The 20371-nt window shown below is 44.4% G+C and carries 19 protein-coding genes; 9 read left to right on the top strand and 10 right to left on the bottom strand.

What is annotated here, in order from left to right:
- Together B2248_RS02310 and gltX are read right to left on the bottom strand one after the other, a co-directional pair.
- The coding region (locus B2248_RS02310; RefSeq protein ID WP_286722015.1) for a PQQ-binding-like beta-propeller repeat protein at positions 1–1053 on the bottom strand (1053 nt) is incomplete at its 3' end.
- Positions 1054–1275: 222 nt separating this feature from the next.
- The gene (gene gltX, locus B2248_RS02305; protein WP_273183087.1) at positions 1276–2679 is read right to left on the bottom strand and encodes a glutamate--tRNA ligase; all 1404 of its coding nucleotides are present in this window, start codon (positions 2677–2679) and stop codon (positions 1276–1278) included.
- A 256-nt stretch (positions 2680–2935) separates the two neighbouring features.
- On the opposite strand from gltX, the gene B2248_RS02300 reads away from it, so the two are divergent.
- Positions 2936–3730, top strand: a complete 795-nt coding sequence (locus B2248_RS02300; protein WP_273183086.1) for a quinoprotein dehydrogenase-associated SoxYZ-like carrier — start codon at positions 2936–2938, stop codon at positions 3728–3730.
- Positions 3731–3784: 54 nt separating this feature from the next.
- On the opposite strand, the gene B2248_RS02295 is transcribed toward B2248_RS02300, so the two are convergent.
- Positions 3785–4141, bottom strand: coding sequence for a hypothetical protein (locus B2248_RS02295; RefSeq protein WP_273183084.1), 357 nt, complete (start codon positions 4139–4141; stop codon positions 3785–3787).
- 237 nt (positions 4142–4378) lie between these two features.
- Here B2248_RS02295 and B2248_RS02290 point away from each other — a divergent pair, with 237 nt between their 5' ends.
- From B2248_RS02290 to htpX, 5 genes are read left to right on the top strand one after another with little or no spacing between them, the layout of a single operon-like run.
- Entirely contained in the window at positions 4379–5245 is an 867-nt protein-coding gene (locus tag B2248_RS02290; protein ID WP_273183082.1) for an NAD(P)-dependent methylenetetrahydromethanopterin dehydrogenase, read from the top strand.
- Positions 5242–6276 carry a beta-ribofuranosylaminobenzene 5'-phosphate synthase family protein gene (locus B2248_RS02285; RefSeq protein ID WP_273183080.1) on the top strand — a complete coding sequence of 345 codons (1035 nt, stop codon included), beginning with the start codon at positions 5242–5244 and terminating at the stop codon, positions 6274–6276. Before B2248_RS02290 ends, B2248_RS02285 begins: the two co-directional genes overlap by 4 nt.
- Before the next feature lie 55 nt (positions 6277–6331).
- On the top strand, positions 6332–7237 hold the full coding sequence (locus B2248_RS02280) for an NAD(P)-dependent methylenetetrahydromethanopterin dehydrogenase (protein ID WP_273183078.1): 906 nt from the start codon (positions 6332–6334) through the stop codon (positions 7235–7237).
- Positions 7238–7249: 12 nt separating this feature from the next.
- On the top strand, positions 7250–8365 hold the full coding sequence (locus tag B2248_RS02275; protein WP_273183077.1) for an ATP-grasp domain-containing protein: 1116 nt from the start codon (positions 7250–7252) through the stop codon (positions 8363–8365).
- 56 nt (positions 8366–8421) lie between these two features.
- Positions 8422–9303, top strand: a complete 882-nt coding sequence (htpX, locus tag B2248_RS02270) for a protease HtpX (RefSeq protein ID WP_273183076.1) — start codon at positions 8422–8424, stop codon at positions 9301–9303.
- Positions 9304–9343: 40 nt separating this feature from the next.
- Here htpX and B2248_RS02265 read toward each other — a convergent pair whose 3' ends face one another.
- From B2248_RS02265 to glyQ, 5 genes are read right to left on the bottom strand one after another with little or no spacing between them, the layout of a single operon-like run.
- A complete protein-coding gene (locus tag B2248_RS02265) occupies positions 9344–11425 on the bottom strand; it encodes an EAL domain-containing protein (RefSeq protein WP_007144481.1) in 2082 nt (693 codons plus the stop codon).
- Between the two features lie 10 nt (positions 11426–11435).
- Positions 11436–12179 carry a lysophospholipid acyltransferase family protein gene (locus tag B2248_RS02260; protein WP_273183075.1) on the bottom strand — a complete coding sequence of 248 codons (744 nt, stop codon included), beginning with the start codon at positions 12177–12179 and terminating at the stop codon, positions 11436–11438.
- A complete protein-coding gene (gmhB, locus tag B2248_RS02255; protein WP_007144479.1) occupies positions 12176–12718 on the bottom strand; it encodes a D-glycero-beta-D-manno-heptose 1,7-bisphosphate 7-phosphatase in 543 nt (180 codons plus the stop codon). The genes B2248_RS02260 and gmhB overlap by 4 nt, the downstream gene beginning before the upstream one ends.
- A gap of 11 nt (positions 12719–12729) precedes the next feature.
- Positions 12730–14811 carry a glycine--tRNA ligase subunit beta gene (gene glyS / locus B2248_RS02250; RefSeq protein WP_273183072.1) on the bottom strand — a complete coding sequence of 694 codons (2082 nt, stop codon included), beginning with the start codon at positions 14809–14811 and terminating at the stop codon, positions 12730–12732.
- Positions 14808–15746, bottom strand: a complete 939-nt coding sequence (gene glyQ / locus B2248_RS02245; RefSeq protein ID WP_273183070.1) for a glycine--tRNA ligase subunit alpha — start codon at positions 15744–15746, stop codon at positions 14808–14810. The genes glyS and glyQ overlap by 4 nt, the downstream gene beginning before the upstream one ends.
- Before the next feature lie 182 nt (positions 15747–15928).
- Between glyQ and gshB the strand changes: the two genes are divergently transcribed.
- Genes gshB through B2248_RS02230 form a run of 3 tightly spaced genes read left to right on the top strand, consistent with a single transcriptional unit; the run spans position 15929 to position 18953 of the window.
- Positions 15929–16876 carry a glutathione synthase gene (gene gshB, locus B2248_RS02240; protein WP_273183068.1) on the top strand — a complete coding sequence of 316 codons (948 nt, stop codon included), beginning with the start codon at positions 15929–15931 and terminating at the stop codon, positions 16874–16876.
- Positions 16873–17928: an FAD:protein FMN transferase gene (locus tag B2248_RS02235; RefSeq protein ID WP_273183066.1), complete on the top strand. Its 1056-nt coding sequence runs from the start codon at positions 16873–16875 to the stop codon at positions 17926–17928. The genes gshB and B2248_RS02235 overlap by 4 nt, the downstream gene beginning before the upstream one ends.
- Before the next feature lie 2 nt (positions 17929–17930).
- On the top strand, positions 17931–18953 hold the full coding sequence (locus B2248_RS02230) for a TonB family protein (protein WP_273183064.1): 1023 nt from the start codon (positions 17931–17933) through the stop codon (positions 18951–18953).
- Positions 18954–18991: 38 nt separating this feature from the next.
- On the opposite strand, the gene B2248_RS02225 is transcribed toward B2248_RS02230, so the two are convergent.
- Together B2248_RS02225 and B2248_RS02220 are read right to left on the bottom strand one after the other, a co-directional pair.
- Positions 18992–19426 (bottom strand): host attachment protein, encoded by a 435-nt coding sequence (locus B2248_RS02225; RefSeq protein WP_273183062.1) that lies wholly within the window; start codon positions 19424–19426, stop codon positions 18992–18994.
- 151 nt (positions 19427–19577) lie between these two features.
- Positions 19578–20201, bottom strand: a complete 624-nt coding sequence (locus B2248_RS02220) for a CYTH domain-containing protein (protein WP_273183060.1) — start codon at positions 20199–20201, stop codon at positions 19578–19580.
- Between the last annotated feature and the right edge of the window lie 170 nt (positions 20202–20371).

The raw sequence follows: 20371 nt of genomic DNA, 5'->3' as shown, positions 1-20371 counted from the left end.
CATGGTGTAACCAAAACCGTTACGGTCAAAGTGGACAGCGGTTTTACGCATTTTGCCTTGCAGTTTTTGATCAACAAGTACAACTTCGTTAACACCATCATAATCCCACTCATCGTATGGTGTCATTTGGTAAACCCATTTCGCCATACCAGTGTCTAAGTCACGACCCCATAGAGACATTGACCATTTGTTGTCACCAGGACGTTGAACCGGGTTCCAAGTTGATGGGTTACCGTTACCGTAGTAGAACATGTTCAGATCAGGATCGTATGAATACCAACCCCATGTTGTACCACCACCAATTTTCCATTGGTCACCTTGCCAGGTTTTCAAAGATGAATCTTTGCCAACTGGTTTCAGCATAGACATGGTTTTGCTTGGATCAACTAACATTTCTTCATCAGGACCCGTGCTGTACGCTTTGTATTTAACGTTACCATCTAAGTCATAGGCTTGAACGTAACCACGTACACCAAACTCACCACCTGAAATACCGACGATGACTTTATCTTTGAATACGTGAGCTGCTGCAGTGCTGGTCGCACCACGTTTTGGATCATCACGTTTGTCAGACCAAACTACGCTACCATCAGCGGCATTCAGAGCAACTAATGTTGTATCCGCTTGGTTCAGGAAGATTTTTCCATCGCCATAGCTTAAACCACGGTTAACCGTGTCACAGCACATAACAGGTACTGTTTCATCGTAGTTTTGTTTGGGTTCATATTTCCATTTGATCGCACCGTCGTTGTTTAAGTCCAACGCATAAACGATGTTTGGAAATGGTGTGTGAACGTACATAGTACCGTCGATAACCAAAGCGTTACCTTCGTGACCACGCAAAACACCGGTTGAGAAAGACCATGCCATGTTTAAATCTTTGACATTGTCTTTGTTGATTTGTGTTAATTCAGAGTAACGTGTATTCGCATAGTTACCTGCTGGCATAACCCAGTTGTTTTCATCTTTTTGCATTTCCAATAATTCATCAGCTACTGCCAGACCTGGAACAGCTAATGTCATCATTGCGATTGATAAAGTTTTCAGCTTCATAAAGTTTTCCTCTTTATTGCTTTCTAGTTATATACGACACGAAAATTGTTCAGTGTTGAACCTCATGCGTAGGGCAACAATAATCTTGAAGAAAACGTTAGTCAAGCATATTTCCCATCTTTTTTATGATATTTTACTTATAACTTTCGGGAATTTTTTCCCGAAAGCATAAGTGGATGAAATTTATATCTTTTTTACTTGGTACAGGTTTTTAGTCCTGTTTTAGTCCTGATTAAGAATCCAGTCAATAGCTAGTTCGATTGCTTCCAATGTGCGCTCACGACCCAGTAATTCGAGTGTCACATCCAAGGAAGGTGACACTGTATTTCCTGTGATAGCCACCCTGATTGGCTGGGCAACTTTTCCCATACCTACTTCATGCTTTTCGGCACAGACTTTTATTTCTGTATGGATGGGTTCAGCAAGCCAATCTGTAATTTGTGATAAGCGTGTTTTCATATCTTGCAACAAAGGTAAGCTAGTCTGGTTCAGGTTTTTCTTTGCTGCCTTCTCATCATAGCTGCTGACTTTTTCATAGAAGAAAATACTGCTATCAGCCATTTCGACAAGCGTTTTTGCACGTTCCTGATAGAGCTCAGCAATTTGCTCAAGCGTAGGTCCTGCAGACAAGTCGACTGACCGTTGCTCCATATGCCAAGCCAAATGTTTTGCAATATGGGATGCAGGACTATTTTTGATATATTGCTGGTTCAACCACAGTAGCTTCTCAGTATTAAAACTAGAAGCTGCTCTATTAACATCCTCAATATCAAAAAACTCGATCATTTCTTGTATTGAAAACACTTCCTGATCACCATGTGACCAACCCAGTCTCACTAAATAGTTTAATAATGCTTCTGGTAGATAACCTTGATCGCGATAACTCATGACACCTACCGCGCCGTGGCGTTTTGACAATCTGGCACCATCATCACCAAGGATCATCGGCACATGAGCAAACTTCGGTGGTTCAGCACCAAGAGCGTTGAAGATATTAATTTGTCTGGGTGAATTATTGAGATGATCGTCACCACGTATTACATGGGTCATCTGCATATCCATATCGTCGACAACGACAGTTAAGTTATACGTGGGGGTGCCATCAGGACGTGCAATAATCAAATCATCCAGCTCAGCATTTTTAAATTCGACATCACCTCTAATCATATCTTTCACCACAACACTGCCGGATGTTGGATTTTTGAAACGAATAACAGGGTCAATGCCAGGTTTAGGTGCTGTTAAATGTCTGCAACGCCCGTCATAGCGAGGCTTTTCTTTGTTGGCGCGTTGCTTTTCACGCATATCTTCCAATTCATCTTTAGAACAATAGCAATAATAAGCATCACCTTGATCCATCAGCTGCTGAATGATTTCTTTATAACGATCGAAACGTTGAGTTTGATAAAAAGGCCCTTCATCATAATCGAGCCCCAACCAGGACATACCATCGAGAATCGCTTGTACAGATTCAGCCGTCGAACGTTCAAGATCGGTATCTTCAATGCGAAGTACAAATTGACCACCATGTTTACGGGCGTAAAGCCAGGAAAACAAGGCTGTTCTCGCCCCACCAACATGTAGATAACCTGTTGGACTTGGTGCAAAACGGGTACGTATAGTCATGTTAGAAACTCTCAACTGGATTGATTCAATAAAGGCCGATATTGTACCAGTTGAACGCCTGTATATCGCGATTCAGATCAATGGACGAATATTTACAGAGTCACTGTGCCCTAGTGCTTTTTTGGAAACAAAGATATCTAGTTTTAACCAAGTAATTTCGTGATATCAGCGAACACAAGCAGAACAAGGAACTTTTCCCATACATAACTTCTCAAAAATCTTACAATAACTATAACGACTTATTTGGGAGAGAAAAATGTTTAGTCGATTATCAGCAATAACACTATTGGGTTTGGCCTTACTTATAAGTAACTCGATCATGGCAGCTACACCGGAAGAACCCGTATGGCCTACGCTTAAACAAACTTACTTTGGCGATAAAACAATACAAGATGATGCAAATGATGTATTAGTTTTGGAAGCACCAAAACGTGCTGAAGACGCAGCCATTGTTCCAATTACGATAAAATCATTAAAACCACAAACAAAAGATAACTACATAGAAAACATATACGTATTTATTGATAATAACCCGATGCCTTACTCGGCAAAGTTCCATCTTTCACCTAACTTAGGAAGCGTGGATTTATCAACTCGAATGCGAGTTGATCAATATACCTATGTTCGCGCTGTCGCCGAAATGAACGACGGCAGTTTATATATGGTGTCGCGCTTTGTGAAAGCCTCTGGTGGCTGTAGTGCTCCTGCTGGAAAAGATGCCGCCGCAGCATTAGCACGTTTAGGCAAAATGCAGCTAAGAATGCGTCAACCAACCATCGGTGAACCGGTTCAGGCGCAGATGATCGTCAGTCATCCCAACTATAACGGACTACAATTTGATCAAAAGGCACGTAAATATATACCGGCACATTATGTGGATAAAATTGATATCAGCTATAACGGTCAACCATTAATAAGTGTTGATGCTGGAATATCTATCAGTGAAGACCCAAGTCTCCGATTCACATTCACACCCGAAGAGCATGGAAAATTAGAAGCGAAGGTACGTGATACTCAATCAGAAGAGTTTGAAATAGAAAAAGACATTTAACCGAACCACAAATAAAAAAGGCCGCTTAAGCGGCCTTTTTTATTTAAACATTTATTAATTGTGAATACGACACTCTTTATAAGCTGTTTCATTCACTTGTTCGAAAAGTTTTAAACCTTTCTTAATGCCTTTGTCGTCTCTGAACTCCGCCCCTTTATCAGCAGGAAGGTTCTTGTACATAAAGCCAGCACTAATATCTTCAAACTCTTTTTCGGAAAAGGCTTCTGCCATTTTATCCGCGACACAAGAACACTTATGAACACCTTCATAAACATTCATTTTAGGATTAGCTTCCATACAATCCATCACAAAATGTACACGGGTTACCGTAGAAAAATCATTGGACATTGCCATTGTTGGCAGTAACGCCAAACCTGTAGCAAACAACGTAGCAGCTCCAGCAATCTTCATTCGTTCTCTCCTATAAATTATTATTCATCTGTTTGGATGAGTTGTGACTCAGCCTTATAGTATTTAGTTCCACATATCCTGATTTTGATACAGAATTAGGTAGACATATTACATGAATTGTTCACCATCTTCCGCCATCACAGATAGACGAAAAACGCTTTATTTTCACACAAGAGCAACATCAGGTAGAATTTCTTATTCATTCAGACACTATTAATACAGGCGGGAGATAGCCAAATGAAAAAATTGTTATTGCACTTGGATACCGATCCAGTTGCCAGCACCTTCGACCAAGCAGTGGCTTATGATGCTGGAGTCGATAACATTATTGCTCATGGCGGCGCGACACGTGACAATGTCACACCACATGTTCACGGCATGATTTTTACTCGTGGCGGTAAAAACTTAAAAAATAGCGCGATTTTCATCGGTGGCTCAAATGTCCCTGCCAGCGATCTGGTTGGTAAAGCAGTTAAAAAAGCGTTTTTTGGTCCAGTCAGCGTATCGGTTATGCTTGATCCTAACGGCTCAAATACCACTGCCGCGGCTATCGCCCGAAAAGTCCTGACAGATTACGATGTGAAAGATAAAAACGTTGTTATTTTAGGTTCAGGCCCTGTTGGCCAACGTACTGCACTTTATATGCTCAGAGAAGGTGCAAAACAAGTGACTTTAACGTGCCGCAGCATGGAAAGAAGTAAAGCGACCGTCAAGGAAATGAAAGAACATTACGGTGTTGAGGTTCTTCCAGGTGAAACACGCAGTGATGAAGCTGTTAAACGTGTCTTATCTGATGCTCATGTTGTGATTGCTGCCGGCCCGGCTGGTGTATGTGTTGTCCCGGAAATGGCACTGGAAAACAATAACTCCATTGAAGTTGTTGCAGATGTTAACGCTGTACCTCCCCTCGGTGTGGCAGGTATGGAAGTGATGGATAATGGCACAGAGAAAAATGGCATGCGTTACTACGGCGCTATCGCAATTGGTAACTTCAAAATGAAAGTCCACCGTGGCGCTATCGCTTCACTTTTTGAAAGTAATGATGCCTTTTTGGATGAAACCACTATTTACGACATTGCCTGCAAGATTGATAACGAACAGTGAAACAACAAACTGCTGAAGCTGAAAGCCTGACGGCAATGTCATCTGTTACCGTTCAGGCTCCGGCTAGGCTCCATCTGGGATTTCTTGATTTAAATGCTGAAATTGGTCGCAAGTTCGGTAGTATCGGCGTGGCGATCAATAGCCATCACACCATCATTCAAATATCTCCCGCTGAGAACTTCCTTATTCAAGGTGAAGACTTAACGGATAATTTGAAACTGAAAATCAGACAAATTTGCGAACGTTTTTATGAAAGTATCGGTAGTCAGATTCCTTCCGCAAACCGATGCATCAATATTTGTGTAAAACAAACCATTCCTGAGCACTCAGGTCTGGGGTCTGGGACACAACTGGCCTTAACTGTGGGTACGGCCCTTGCCAAATTTCATGGTATATCAATCTCCACACCTTCTATCGCAAAGCAGCTAGGTAGGGGGAAACGCTCAGGTATCGGCATTGCTACGTTTGACCATGGTGGTTTTGTCATTGATGGTGGATTAAAACCAAACCAGACTGTACCTCCTATTCTGGCTCATATAGATTATCCGGCAGACTGGAAAATAGTATTGGTTATGGATCCTCATCACCAAGGTATACATGGCACTGCCGAGGTACAAGCTTTCCATGAATTACCTATTTTCCCCCAAGAAAATGCACGATTAATTAGCCATTTGACATTGATGTGTTTGTTACCTGCACTCATAGAGAAGTCTTGTGATGACTTTGGCAAAGCAGTCACCGATATTCAAGCTTTAATTGGTGACCATTTTGCAAAAGCACAGGGTGGAAGATATACCAGCAAGCGAGTTGAATCTTGCTTATTAGAAGCACAAAGATTAGGCCATTCAGGAGTAGCACAGAGCTCATGGGGACCAACTGGCTGTATCTTTGTCGAAAATGAGGCTAAGGCAAAACAATTAATCGAGCATCTTACTCAGTTTGCCAAAACCGCTTTTTCGTATGGTAACGCACCCATCTTTATTCAGACATCTGCTGATAATCATGGTGCAGTTATTGAATCCTCTATGTAAGTGTGGCTATTATCACAACTCCAGCCGTAATTTGATTTTATTATAAGGATTAATTATGTCCAAACGTTCGATTATTCACATGCTCAATCCAATGAAGCATAACAGCCCTTTTGACATTAACATGGCGTTAGACGCTGGTTATGATGTACTCATTCCATACTCGCACGTTGAGTTGAGTGAAGTCGCAGGATTAACTCAAGACGCTATCTTTTCCCGTGGCCCTTCTGGCGTGAAAAAAACAGGAATGTTCATTGGTGGCCGTGATATCGGATTAGCCATGGACATGCTGGATTCAGCCAAAAAATCGATGGTACCTCCATTTGAAATTTCGGTATTTGCTGACCCAAGTGGTGCATTTACCACCGCAGCAGCTTTAGTTGCTTGTGTCGAACGTGAACTAAAAAGCAAATTTCAGCAAGAGTTAAAAGGTGCTAAAGCTGTTGTATTTGGTGGAACAGGTCCAGTAGGTATTGCCACAGCAGTCATTGCTGCACTCCAAGGCGCTGAAACAGCGATTGTTGATCACTTTTCTATTGATACAGCACTTGAATTTGCAGCAGAAGCTAAAAAACGTTATGGCGTAGATTTACGTGGAACAACGGCAGCATCTGATGCTGACAAGGCTCGTCTATTATCTGATGCAGATATCGTTTTCTGTGCGGCAAAAGCCGGTGTTCAAGTGTTGAATGCTTCTGTACTTCGTGATGCGACAAAACTCAAAGTCGCTGGTGATGTAAACGCGGTTTCACCTCTGGGTATTGAAGGTGTTAAATTAATGGACTTTGGTGCACCTCTGGCTCATGCTACGAATTCACCTGATGCAGTAGGGATTGGAGCCTTGGCTATTGGTGATGTCAAATACAAATTACAGCAAGCTTTACTGAGAGAAACCCTAGAATCAGAAAAACCTGTATATCTTGATTTTCGTAATGCTTTTGAAGGTGCGCGTAAACTGGTTTAACACAGTCAGGCTATGCCACAAGAGCAGTTACCTTTACTCATATTTGCGCAAACTGCTCGATTTATTGCACAGTCCGCGGCCCAACTCGGTTACCAGACCTGGGTTGCGGACTGTTTTGCAGATACAGATACCCAGCGCGTTTCCGATCGATTACTTCGCTTACCTTCGTTAGATAAACTCACAATAGCCTCCTTGCTCTCATCGCTTGATTCTCTGAGCCAACAGCAGCCGTGTATGTTGATTTGTGGCGCTGGAATCGAACGTTTTTACCCTGTTCTGGAACAGTTACCCCCTCATATTCAACCATTAGGCAATACCTTCCATACTTTTGAACAACTACGCTCAGCTGATCAGTTTTTTCCATTACTCGACAGACTAGGTATTCCTTATCCTGAAACTCACCTCATCAGCCCTCCAGACAAAAATAAAAGGCGCTGGCTCAGTAAGGATATGAAGAGTTGTGGGGGAACACATATTAAACACTCCAATCTTTACTCTGATGAACAGGTGATTTTCCAGGAATATATCGAAGGTAAATCTGCTTCAGTAAGCTTTATTGCTGATGGAAAGGCTGCTTCAGTCCTTGGTTTTAATGAACAGATTCATGACAAACACACCTTCACCTTACAACAGCTTACTAACCAGATTGCTCTCAATCCATCTTCACAACAAAAAGTAAGCACAGCGTTACAGCAACTGATTACAGCAACGGGTTTTAAAGGGTTTGGCAGTCTCGATTTTCTAATCGATGAGGCAGACAATATCTACATTCTTGAATTGAATCCAAGGCTATCTGCCTCAGCAGAACTCTATTCCAACTCAGGTGATATTTTACGCAGACATATTCAGGCTTGTATGAGCACCCAGGCAGATAATCTAGCTTATCAAGACATACAAAAACATAGCATACGAACATTATCTTACTTGTTTGCTGATAAAAATTATCGTGTTCGTGAAAAAGCAAACTGGCCACCTCAGGCTCACGATATTCCTTCTGACCAGCAGATGATTCATTCAGGTCAACCTATCTGTACATTAGTCATCGATACTGAGTTCGAACATGCGTGCCAGAATATTCGTCATCAACTGGAAACTGAGATAGTGAAAAATTGTCTTTATCCTGCTTGAAAATAGCAGGGACTCTACCCATATTAACCATGACTCATTAAGACAGGATTGAATGCATGAAACGCATATTACTTTTTCTTGGCACTAATATAGCTGTACTCGCCGTATTAAGCATTACAATGAGATTGCTGGGCATTGACAGTCTATTGGATGAGCAAGGTGCAGGCCTTGATATGAATGCCTTGATTATCTATGCAGCCGTTATTGGTTTCAGTGGCTCGATCATTTCGCTGCTTATCTCAAAATGGACAGCTAAACATCTGACAGGCGCCCAGGTCATTGAGCAACCTAAAAATGACACCGAACGCTGGCTGGTCAATACCGTTAAACGCTTAGCACAACAAGCGAATATTGGTATGCCAGAAGTCGCTATCTACAACTCTCCACAACCGAATGCCTTCGCAACCGGTGCGAACAAAAATAATGCACTTGTTGCCGTAAGCACAGGTCTTATGCAATCCATGACTCAGGATGAAGTAGAAGCCGTACTGGCTCATGAGGTAAGCCATATCGCTAACGGGGATATGGTGACAATGGCCTTAATTCAGGGTGTCGTGAACACCTTTGTTATTGTTTTATCTCGCGTCATTGGTCATCTCGTCGATAGAACCGTATTTAAGGTAGAACGTGGCCATGGCCCGGCATTCTGGATCACTTCAATTATTGCCGAGCTAGTGCTTGGTATTCTGGCGAGTATCATCGTGATGTGGTTCAGCCGTCAGCGTGAATTCAGAGCTGATGCCGGTGCTGCCAGTCTGGTCGGCGCTCCCAAGATGGTGGCCGCACTGCAACGCTTAGCAGGCACATCAACCGAACCATTACCTGATCAGCTTCACGCTATGGGCATCTCCGGAGGCAAAGGCGGCGGTCTGTCAGCATTATTTATGACGCATCCACCGTTAGAAGAGCGCATCAACGCCTTACGTGGAAACCGATAATGATCAATAAAAAAGCCGGGCAAGCCCGGCTTTTTTTACGTTAAAGCTCATCATCTTCAAAGTTATAGTTCATCTCTGCTGACGGTTCATGAATATAATAGCCTTGGGCATAATCTACGCCTAAACGCCACAATAGAGCTAGACTATTAGCATCAGATACAAACTCAGCGATCGAGCGTTTACCCGCTTCTTTTGTCATCTCAATAATCGCTTTAACAGCCGCCTGATTTTCAGCATCATGTGCCATATTTTCGACAAACGTGCCGTTGATCTTTAAATAATCGACATTAAACGCTTTCAGACTATTGGAGAAATCGATGCCGGAGCCGAAATGTTCCAGACCAAACTCACAGCCTAAACTCTGTAAACGCTCGATAACATGACTCACTTGCTCAACATTATCAATCGCCATTGTCTCACTTACTTCAAAAATGAGAGACCGAGCTGTCAGCTGTTGAGCGGATAATGACGCAGACAACCAATCAACAAAAGCTTCTTCATGCAGACTTTGTTCAGATAACTTGATAAAGAAGCGTGTTTTAGGAAACCGTTGACGATGAATGGTTAATGCCTTTAACGCACTTCGAATTACCCATTTATCAATTTCCGTCATCATTTTTAACTGAACGGCATGATGAATAAATTTATCCGCAGCAATAAATTCATCATTCACCTGAAGTCGGAGCAAGACCTCATAAAATTCCTGTTCTTCGCCATGTAAACTCACAATAGGTTGATAAAACAAAGTGAACTTATCTTCCTGCAGTGCTGTTTGCAGCTGTTTGTGCCAGACTTCGCTGGACTGTTGTTCAATTTCACTGCTTTGAGCATGAAAACGCATCACCTGATTACCACCCGCATGCTGTGCTTTCATCGCCGCTCTATCTGCATTTTCCAATACAGCCTCAGCCGTTAGCTGACTTTCATTGATTCGGGCGATACCAACACTACAGTGTAAATCAATCGTTTTACCCGCCACATGCGACACATAATCATCAATAGTTCTGCGGAAAGATTCAGCTCGCTCATCAATATAGGCGTCATCATGATGAGGAACAATTATCGTAAATACCTGGTCACCGTAATGACCAATAACTTCATGTTCAGCAAGATTATTCTGTAACAAGTCAGAGACACTTTTTAGAATAACTTCACTGGTACCTAATCCTACTTTTTCTTTAATGGATAAAAAGTCATCCAATGTCAGATATAAAAGCTGTGCATCACCTTCACCCTCAGCAGCACGACGAACCGTTTTTTCCAACTCATCAATAAAGCGGCTACGGTTGTATAAGCCGGTGAGCTGATCATGCTCATCAATAAGCGTGACCACAGGCGCTGTTTGCTCATTGATTACCGTATCATCACGAATTACAACCTGTGTGCAATCCTCGCCTTCTACCCGGGCATGACTGAACTGAATTTCTGCTTTAAACGTAACACCCTCAGCTGTAAGACCATTACCCATGAGGGTTACCGGGGGCGCATCAGGTTGTTCCGTAAATTGCCTGAACACGGCTTTAAACTTAGGATGATCATCTGCACTAAATAAATCCAGAATAGGTAATCCGGCAACATCCTCAGATTCGTGATAACCAAATAAGTTTAAGTAGGCCTGGTTAACATAAATATGCATTCCTTCATGCATATAAGCGACAGCATCTCTGGAGCTATCTAAAAGCGTTTTGGAGCGCTTCTCACTCTCTCTGAGCGCTCGTTCATTACGTCGTGCCAGACGTCTTATGAAAAGGTTATCAATCTCACGATTAATCACAAATTGCAGGCGCTGTTTATCCTCAAACAACACAATATCTTTCGCGTTTGTTGTGAAATAGTCAGCTTCATGTGTTTTATCATCGGTAATGATGATACAAGGCAAATCTTTATCTAAATGTTGAATCAGATTGAGGATATCCATCGGCTGGACATCAGCGACATGCTCGCGGCATAAGATGAGTTCCCAATTCTGGGCTGATAACAATTTTTCAATCGCGGCAGGCTTATCTTCCCTTGTCGCCCGCACAGCATGACCAGCACTACGCAGCACATTGACAATCACGTCTGCATCCGTCAAAGAACTATCAATAATTAGTACTCGTAAAATGCCTTCTGCTCTCGCCACAGTCGCCACCTTATTGTTCTTTCTTTTTATCCAGAAGCATCGGTTTCTTCCCTTCCAGTTTGGTCTGTTGCAGTTCCATCCAGTCAAACAACTGTTGATTTAACTCGGCTGCAGAGAGGCTATCAGTAGCCATCTTTTTGCCTATCGTCATTTTTATCACACCGGGGTATTTCAAAAACCCATGTTTAGGCCATGATTTACCGGCATCATGACACACCGGAATAACAGGATATCCGGTTTCTTTTGCAAGTCTGGCACCGCCAATACCAAAGCGACCAATATAACCTTTCGCTATTCTTGTGCCTTCAGGAAAAATAACCACCCAGGCACCAGAGCTTAACCGATCCAAGCCTTGTTCTATCACTTGATTCAGCGCTTTTCTCCCAGCTTTGCGGTCTATAGCAATAGGGTTTAGAGAAGCTAGCCCCCAACCAAAAAACGGAATCCAGAATAATTCACGTTTCAATACCCACACCTGAGGCGGAAAAACAGCCTGTAATGCCAGCGTTTCCCATGAGGATTGATGTTTACAAATAATCACAGCGGGCTCATCGCCTATATTTTGGCGACCTTCGACCTCAAGCTTTACCTGACAAATTTTGTCCAATAGCCAGATATTGGATTTCGCCCACTGGCTGACCACGGCATAACGCCATTTAAACGGTAATGGCCATAACAGAACGCCTAAACAGGAAAACAATACGGCTGTAACAGTATGAAAAATAAAGAAAATAGTGGAGCGAATATAGATCATTGCAGTTTGCGTTCTAATAGGGCCGTGGCGACACTCGCCAAATCTTCATAAACCTCAACACCATCCGGAATGCCTGCAGCCAGGGTTCGTTCACCTTTGCCGGTTTTGACCAAGATAGGTCGGGCTTGTGACAACATCGCTGCCTGAATATCACGTAAGGAATCCCCCACTGCAGGCACATTTTCCAGATTCACTCGTAAACGATGAGCTAAATCCACAAACGAACCGTTCTGAGGTTTACGACACTGACAGTCATCTTCCGGACCATGAGGACAAAACATGATCGCCTCAATTTTGCCGCCGACCTGAGCCAGCATCCGACGCATTTTGCTATGAATACGATTTAAGGTTTCCACATCAAATAAACCACGCGCGATACCCGACTGATTGGTAATCACCACCACCCGGTATCCCGCATAATTTAAGCGAGCAATCGCTTCGAGGCTGCCTTCAATCGGCTCCCATTCTGCCGGATTTTTTATAAAATCATCCGAATCATGATTAATGACGCCATCTCGGTCCAGAATAATCAGCGACATAATTGCTCCTGTTACTCCTGCAAGCAGGAAATATCGGCAACGCCCAGAAATAGTGCCCGGGTTTGATTGAGTAAGGCTAAGCGATTGTTTCTTACTGCCTCGTCATCAGACATTACCATGACTTGCTCAAAAAAAGCATCGATGGTTTCACGCATGCCGGCGAGATAATTTAAAACACCCGCATAATCAGAAGCTGAATAGAGTGGTTTCAACGCATGTTGTGCAGCCACAACCTGATCGGCCAATGCTTTTTCGGCAGGTTCGGCTAATAAGTTTGTATCAACACTCAAGCCTTCCTGCTCAGCCTCATTTTTACGTAAGATATTACCAATACGTTTATTACCGGCGGCCAGAGACTCAGCTTGTTCCAGTTTTCTAAATTCAGCCACCGCCTTCATTCTCTGCATAAAGTCCAGAGGTTGCGTTGGTGATACTGCCAGCACTGACTCGTACTCATCGGCTTTAGCGCCTTGATCGATAACATAACCACGCAAACGGTCGTAAAAATACTGCATAACCTGCGTTGTCACCTCATCTTCAGTCAGGATATCAACAAAGTTATTTGCCGCTTCTGTGACTAAACGAGACAGATCAAGCGATAACTGATTTTCGATAATAATCCGCAGCACACCTAAAGCAGCCCGGCGTAAAGCAAACGGGTCTTTCACACCTGAAGGTGGCTGCCCAATACCAAACAATCCCACTATGGTATCCAACTTTTCAGCCAGACTGACAGCAATACCGCTAGCCGTTTGAGGCAAATCATCACCGGCAAAACGTGGACGATATTGCTCATCCAGCGCTTCAGCGACATCGGCATGCTCACCATCCAATTGCGCGTAATAACGGCCCATAATGCCCTGTAGCTCTGGGAATTCACCAACCATCTCTGTAACAAGATCACATTTGGCTAATAACGCAGCACGCTCTGCTAATTGAGCCTCACTTCCCATCTGCTGGGCAATACTGGCGGCTATGGCTGCAACACGCTGAGACTTGTCATAAACCGTTCCAAGCTTATTCTGGAACACGATGGTTTTTAATTGTTCCTGACGTTGTGCCAGTGGCAATTTACGATCGGTTTCCCAGAAAAACGCGGCATCGCTCAAGCGCGGCAAAATCACACGTTCATTGCCAGCAATCACTTGTGCCGGATCCTGACTGGCGATATTACAGATGGTGATGAAATGCGGTAATAAATCACCGTTTTTCGCCCGTACAGCAAAATATTTCTGATGACCTTCCATTGAAGAAATCAACGCTTCAGCGGGTAATTCCAGAAAACGCGGGTCAAAGTTACCTGCCAGAGCTACTGGCCATTCCACTAATCCCGTCACTTCATCGAGCAGATCCGGATTAATCACAGCATCACCACCGAGGCTGGCCGCCAATTCATTGACTTGTCCGTGAATCGCCTGTTTTCTGGCTTCATAGTCGACCATTACGTGACCTTCGCTTTCCAGTTGTGGCGCATAAGTCATCGGTGTACTAATTCGGATAGGCTGTGGATGGTGGAAACGGTGACCGACCGTGAAGCGGTCTGAATTCAACCCTAACAAATTGACGGGAACGACATCATCGCCCAGCAATACCACCAACCAATGCACAGGCCGGACAAACTCGCCAGGCAAGTCTCCCCAACGCATACGCTTGGGAATCGGTAAAGCGTTGAGTGATTGTTGAATAATCTCTGGCAGCAAACTGGCGGTTTCAGCGCCTTTTTGTTGTTGTTTAAAAATTAGCCACGCGCCTTTATCCGTCTGCATGGTTTCTAAATCATCGACATCCACACCACAAGAGCGAGCAAAGCCTTGTAGCGCTTTGGTCGGGTTACCATCTTCGTCAAATGCCGCCGTCACAGCCGGTCCACGGCGTTCTACTGTTAAATCGTCTTGCTGGGTTTGTAACTTCGAAATCACCAAGGCCAAACGTCTTGGGGTCGCGTAGGCACGAATTACATCAAAGCTTAACTCAGCACTTTTTAGCCCCTGCTCAACACCCTGTTGAAACGCCTGACTTAATTTCAGCAATGCTTTTGGTGGTAATTCTTCTGTACCTAATTCGATAAGCAGATCCTGATATGCCTGACTCATGATTGCACCTCCTTATCTGCTGACTGAACCATTGGGAAACCTAATGACTCACGTCTGTCGTAATACGCCTGAGCAACGGCTCTGGCCAAAGTACGGACACGGAGGATAAATCGCTGTCTTTCTGTCACGGAAATGGCTTTTCTTGCATCTAGTAAATTAAATGTGTGTGACGCTTTTAGTACCAACTCATAGGCAGGCAGAGGTAAACCTGCTTCTATCATGCGCTGACTTTCGCGTTCACAGGTATCGAATGTGGTGAATAAACTGTCCACATCGGCATGTTCGAAGTTGTAAGTCGACATTTCGACTTCGTTTTGGTGGAACACGTCACCATAAGTGACTTTACCCATAGGACCATCAGCCCAGATTAAGTCATAGACACTGCTCACACCTTGCAGGTACATGGCTATACGTTCCAGACCGTAGGTAATTTCACCGGTGACGGGTCGACATTCGAGTCCCCCCACCTGTTGGAAATAGGTGAACTGTGTGACTTCCATACCGTTCAACCATACTTCCCAACCAAGCCCCCATGCACCGAGGGTCGGTGATTCCCAGTTATCTTCGACAAAACGCACATCATGAATAGCAGTATCCAGCCCCAGCATTTCCAGAGAGCCTAAATAGAGTTCCTGAATGTTGATAGGTGACGGTTTTAAAACGACCTGAAACTGGTAATAGTGTTGGAGACGATTTGGGTTTTCGCCATAGCGACCATCGGTCGGACGACGTGAAGGCTGAACATAAGCAGCACTCCATGGTTCAGGGCCAATCGCGCGCAAAAATGTCGCTGGATGGAATGTCCCTGCACCGACTTCCATATCGTAAGGTTGGAGAAGCACACAGCCCTGCTCAGCCCAGTACTGTTGCAGCCTGAGGATCAGTTCCTGAAAGGTTCTTGGCGTTTCCGCCTTCATCACCGCTGTCTTAGTCATTAGCTCGATTTCACAATCCAAAGTCAAAACATACGGGATTATAGCGAATACAGAGCTGACTGTAGAGGTCGACAGCAGATAAATCTGATACGAGAAAGCCTAAGCACACATTTTCCTCGCCACTCCATTGTCACCATTCAGGTACAATTCACCACCTGAGTCAGGCAATCATGAGAGTGACTATGCAACGAACCATTGGCATCGTTATGGATCCGATCGATCGGATTAATACCAAAAAAGACAGTAGTCTTGCGATGATGCTAGCCGCGCAGCAGCGAGACTGGCAGATTTTATATATGGAACAGCAAGACCTTTTTCTATCTGAGGGAAAAGTTTTTGCTGAAATGCGCAGTCTTCGCGTGTTTGATGACCCGCAGCACTGGTTTGAACTGGGTGAAAAAGTCACTCGACCCATCACTGATGTAGAAGCCATATTGATGCGTAAAGATCCGCCATTTGATATGGAATATATCTACAGCACTTATTTGCTGGAACAAGCTCAGGCTAATGGCGTGCTTATTATCAATGATCCACAAAGCCTGCGTGATGCCAATGAAAAACTCTTTACCGCCTGGTTTCCGCAATGCTGTCCTCCCACTCTGGTGACACGCCAGAAACATCTGATAAAAGATTTCCAGCAAACGCATGGCGATATTATTCTTAAACCGCTTGATGGCATGGGTGGTGCGTCGATATTTCGCATCAATCAGGGCGATCCTAATTTCTCAGTTATCGTCGAAACGCTGTCAGAACATGGAAAACGTTCGGTCATGGCGCAAAAGTATTTGCCGGCAATCAAAGACGGCGACAAACGTATTCTGTTGATAAATGGTGAGCCGGTGCCTTACGCCCTGGCCCGCATCCCAGCTGAAGGTGAAACGCGCGGCAACCTTGCTGCAGGTGGGCGAGCCGAAGGTCGGCCACTGACTGACAGGGATCGTTGGATCTGCGAGCAGGTTGGCCCCAAACTACGCGAAAAAGGCTTAATTTTTGTCGGGCTCGACGTGATTGGTGATTATCTGACCGAAATAAATGTCACTAGTCCGACCTGTATCCGTGAACTTGATCGACAATTTGGCATCAATATTGGTGCCGATCTTATGACTGCAATAGACAAACTTCTACCATGAAACTGATACCCCTTTTATTTATCTTAACGACCTTATTACTCACAGCTTGCGGCGAACAGGAAGAAGCTGCTCGCCAGGCAAAATTTTATGCCTTCGGCACTGAAATTGATGTCAGTCTTTACGGTGTGGATGCTGACACTGCCGAGAAAACAGTGACCGATCTGGAAGACTCCTTCGATAACATTAATGAAACCTGGCATGCATGGAAACCCAGCACATTAACCCGTATCAATAAAGCAATTGCAAACGGCGAACCAGTCGAAATCAAACCAGAAGTGGCCACGGTTATTGAAGAGGCAGCCACCTATGCCAAGGAAAGTCATAACCTGTTTAATCCGGCTGCCGGTAAATTATTTGAACTGTGGGGTTACCATCGTGATGACTGGTTTGAGTCACGCCCACCGCCTGCTCAAGATAAAATCGACGCTTGGTTAAAAGCGGCCCCCACCATGGATGATATCCATATTAAGGACAATATTCTGACCAGTGACAATTCGAAGGTTAAACTGGGGTTTGGTGGTTTTGCTAAAGGCACTGCGGTTGATGCCGCCATTGATGCCCTGAGAAAACAAGGCGTGAATAACGCCATTATCAATATTGGTGGTGATTTACGCGCTATCGGTAAACATGGCAACCGCCCCTGGGTCATTGGTATCCGCCATCCTCGTAAAGAAGGCGCTATGCTCGCCTCTGTAGCCGTATCCGGTGACGAAAGTGTATTTACTTCCGGTGACTATGAACGTTTCTTTACCTATGAGGGCAAACGCTACCCTCATATTCTGGATCCAAGAACCGGTTACCCCGCACGCGATAATATTTCTGCGACAGTGATTCACCAGCAAGCCGCCCGTGCTGATGCCGCAGCGACAGCATTAATTGTGGCCGGTAAAGACTGGCCGGAAATTGCCGCCTCAATGGGTATTAAGGAAGTGATGATTGTTCGTGCCGATGGTCAAGTTGAAATGACCCCGTCCATGCAGAAAAAAATTCATTTTACTGACAAATCAACTCAACCGATTTTACGTGAAATAGGCTCAACAACGACTCCATAGCTATGGCAACCAGCGCATCATCAGATCGACTCATTTTTACTCTGCTGTTTTCAGTCATCCTGCATCTGGTGATTGTGCTGGGTGTGAGCTTTGATGTGTTTTCTAAGCCCACCAACGCACCAGCGAACAATCTTGATATCACGCTGGTGAAACAACAAGACAAAATCAAGCCAGAAGAAGCGGACTTTCTGGCTCAGGCAAATAATGAAGGCGGGGGGGAACTTGATACGCCTACCCCAGTGCCTACAAAAGACATACTTGTACCGCTAACTGAAGACCAACCTTCGGCACCACCGCCAGTGCAAAAAACAGAAACGGTTACCGAGACGGAAACCGTCGCCGTTCAACCACCAGCACCAGAACCAACACCGCCAGAGCCAAAGGTGGTCGAGCCGAAACCTGAGGTGCAAAAACCCAAACCTCAACCTAATGCAAAGCCTGTGCCGAAACCAGAGAAGCCAGTGAAAAAGCTCACTCAGGAAAAAGCGGAGCGCAAGGTAGAAAAAACTGAGACAGCGGAAATCGCTGCTGAAACTGAGGCGGAACCGGAAGAAGTGGCTAAGCCCGAAATTTCTGCCCGTGATTTGATGATGCAGGCAAGAAGTGAAATAAGTGAGCTTCAGGAAAAACTCGATAAAAGTACCAAGGCGTTAAGTGAAAGACCTAAAAAGCGACGTATTTCAGCCTCGACCAAAGAGTTTGCCGCCGCCGCCTATATGAAAGCCTGGGAAATGAAAGTCGAGCGCATCGGTAATATGAACTACCCTCAGGAAGCTAGGCAAAAAGGCCTGAGTGGCAGCCTGATGCTATCTGTAGATATTAATCCGGATGGCAGTGTACCTGCGGGAGGCATCGTCGTGTCACGGTCATCAGGGCATAAAGTATTGGATGATGCCGCGGTCAGAATCGTCCGACTGGGTGCGCCTTATGCTGCTATACCTAAAGATGTGTTGAAAAATAACGATATGCTTACGGTGATTCGTACCTGGAAGTTTGAAACCGGTCGCGGTTTATCGACAAGATAAAAAAGCCGGCAACAAATGTTGCCGGCTTAATCAAGAGTTTATTGAAATAAATAACGACGGATTTCTTGTTCGCTTTTATTGATAAAGTTTTTGTTGATGGTTTGACTGATATATTTCTGTGTCACTTCACCCATTTGCTGCTTGAGAGCCCCCAGGAAACTTGGCGGGGAAATCAAAACCAGGTCGTTGACATCACCGGTTCGGCGAGCGCTTTCCAGACGTTCACTTACGTCATGAGCAAACATCTGCATTTCCTGTTTTTTCGGCTCTGTTCTGGACTCCATGGCATGACGCCCCCCAGAACCATAACTATCAAAACCCCGTCCAGGCTCATCAGATACTAAATCCTGATTATGTGCCCGACTGGCAGTGTTGACCATGTCATCAATTTCCTTGAGTGGACTAGTCCGACTCTCAACAGAAAAGATCCGAGCTCGACTGCTCTCGGCGACAACGATCCACTTTTTCTTCATAGTCGATTCTCCTTCTCGCTTGGGAAAACAAGCAACACAGAGCAATAAGCGGGAAATCACCCTGCATCATCATTAACCTGATAGAAGCAATGGTTCGACTATAACAGACAAAACGGTCTTTGTCTGTCACTTAGAAAATCTAAATAATTCTTTAATTTTCAGCATCTTGCGACAATCCATAACCCAATCCCGCTTTACTGATATTGCTGTACTCAAGTGGGAGAGCGGTCTTCAGCCGATCCGCTAATTTTTGGCAAATGTCTATTTCACCCTGTTTTAATTCCAACTCGATTTCATGAATCGCCGTTTGTTTATCACCGGCTCTGACTTCGCCTCGGTCATAAGCCAGTTCAACCACGGTGTCATTATCCAAAGCTAACAACCAAACATCACGTTCAAACTCTGTGGTGAATACTGGCTGGATAGCATTCCATATCTGCTCCTGCTCCAGTAATGACGCAATAGCGGTTTCAGCCAGACGCTCAATATCAAATTCCGGAGCCGCTAATTCATGCTCCCACTCCTGACGTTCATGCAAACCAGAACTAGCTTTTCCACTGCATTTCACCGTTTGCAGCCACTGTTCACCGATTTGACGCAATCTCAGACCCACACCAAAGTTCATCAAGGCTTTATCAGCCGTATCAAAATAGGTGCTCAATAAATGCTGCTGATACACATCTTGGATCAAACGTTTTTTGAGCCAGTCTATTTCATGTAACAGAAGAGACTCAGCCTGGGTGACCTGAAGTTTGATTTCTTGTTCTAGACTCATAAGTTCAATAAGGGTTTTAAATATTTACCGGTATAAGAAAGTGGATGTTCTGCCACCTCTTCTGGGGTACCCACAGCCAACACTTCTCCACCACGTGCACCGCCTTCAGGTCCCATATCAATAATCCAGTCTGCTGTTTTGATAACATCCAGATTATGCTCAATCACCAC

This window comes from Methylophaga sp. UBA2012, assembly GCF_002335235.1.
Taxonomy (GTDB): Bacteria; Pseudomonadota; Gammaproteobacteria; order Nitrosococcales; family Methylophagaceae; genus Methylophaga; species Methylophaga thalassica.
Note: the sequence above shows the minus strand (reverse complement) of the source record. Positions and strands in the feature narration are given on the sequence as shown.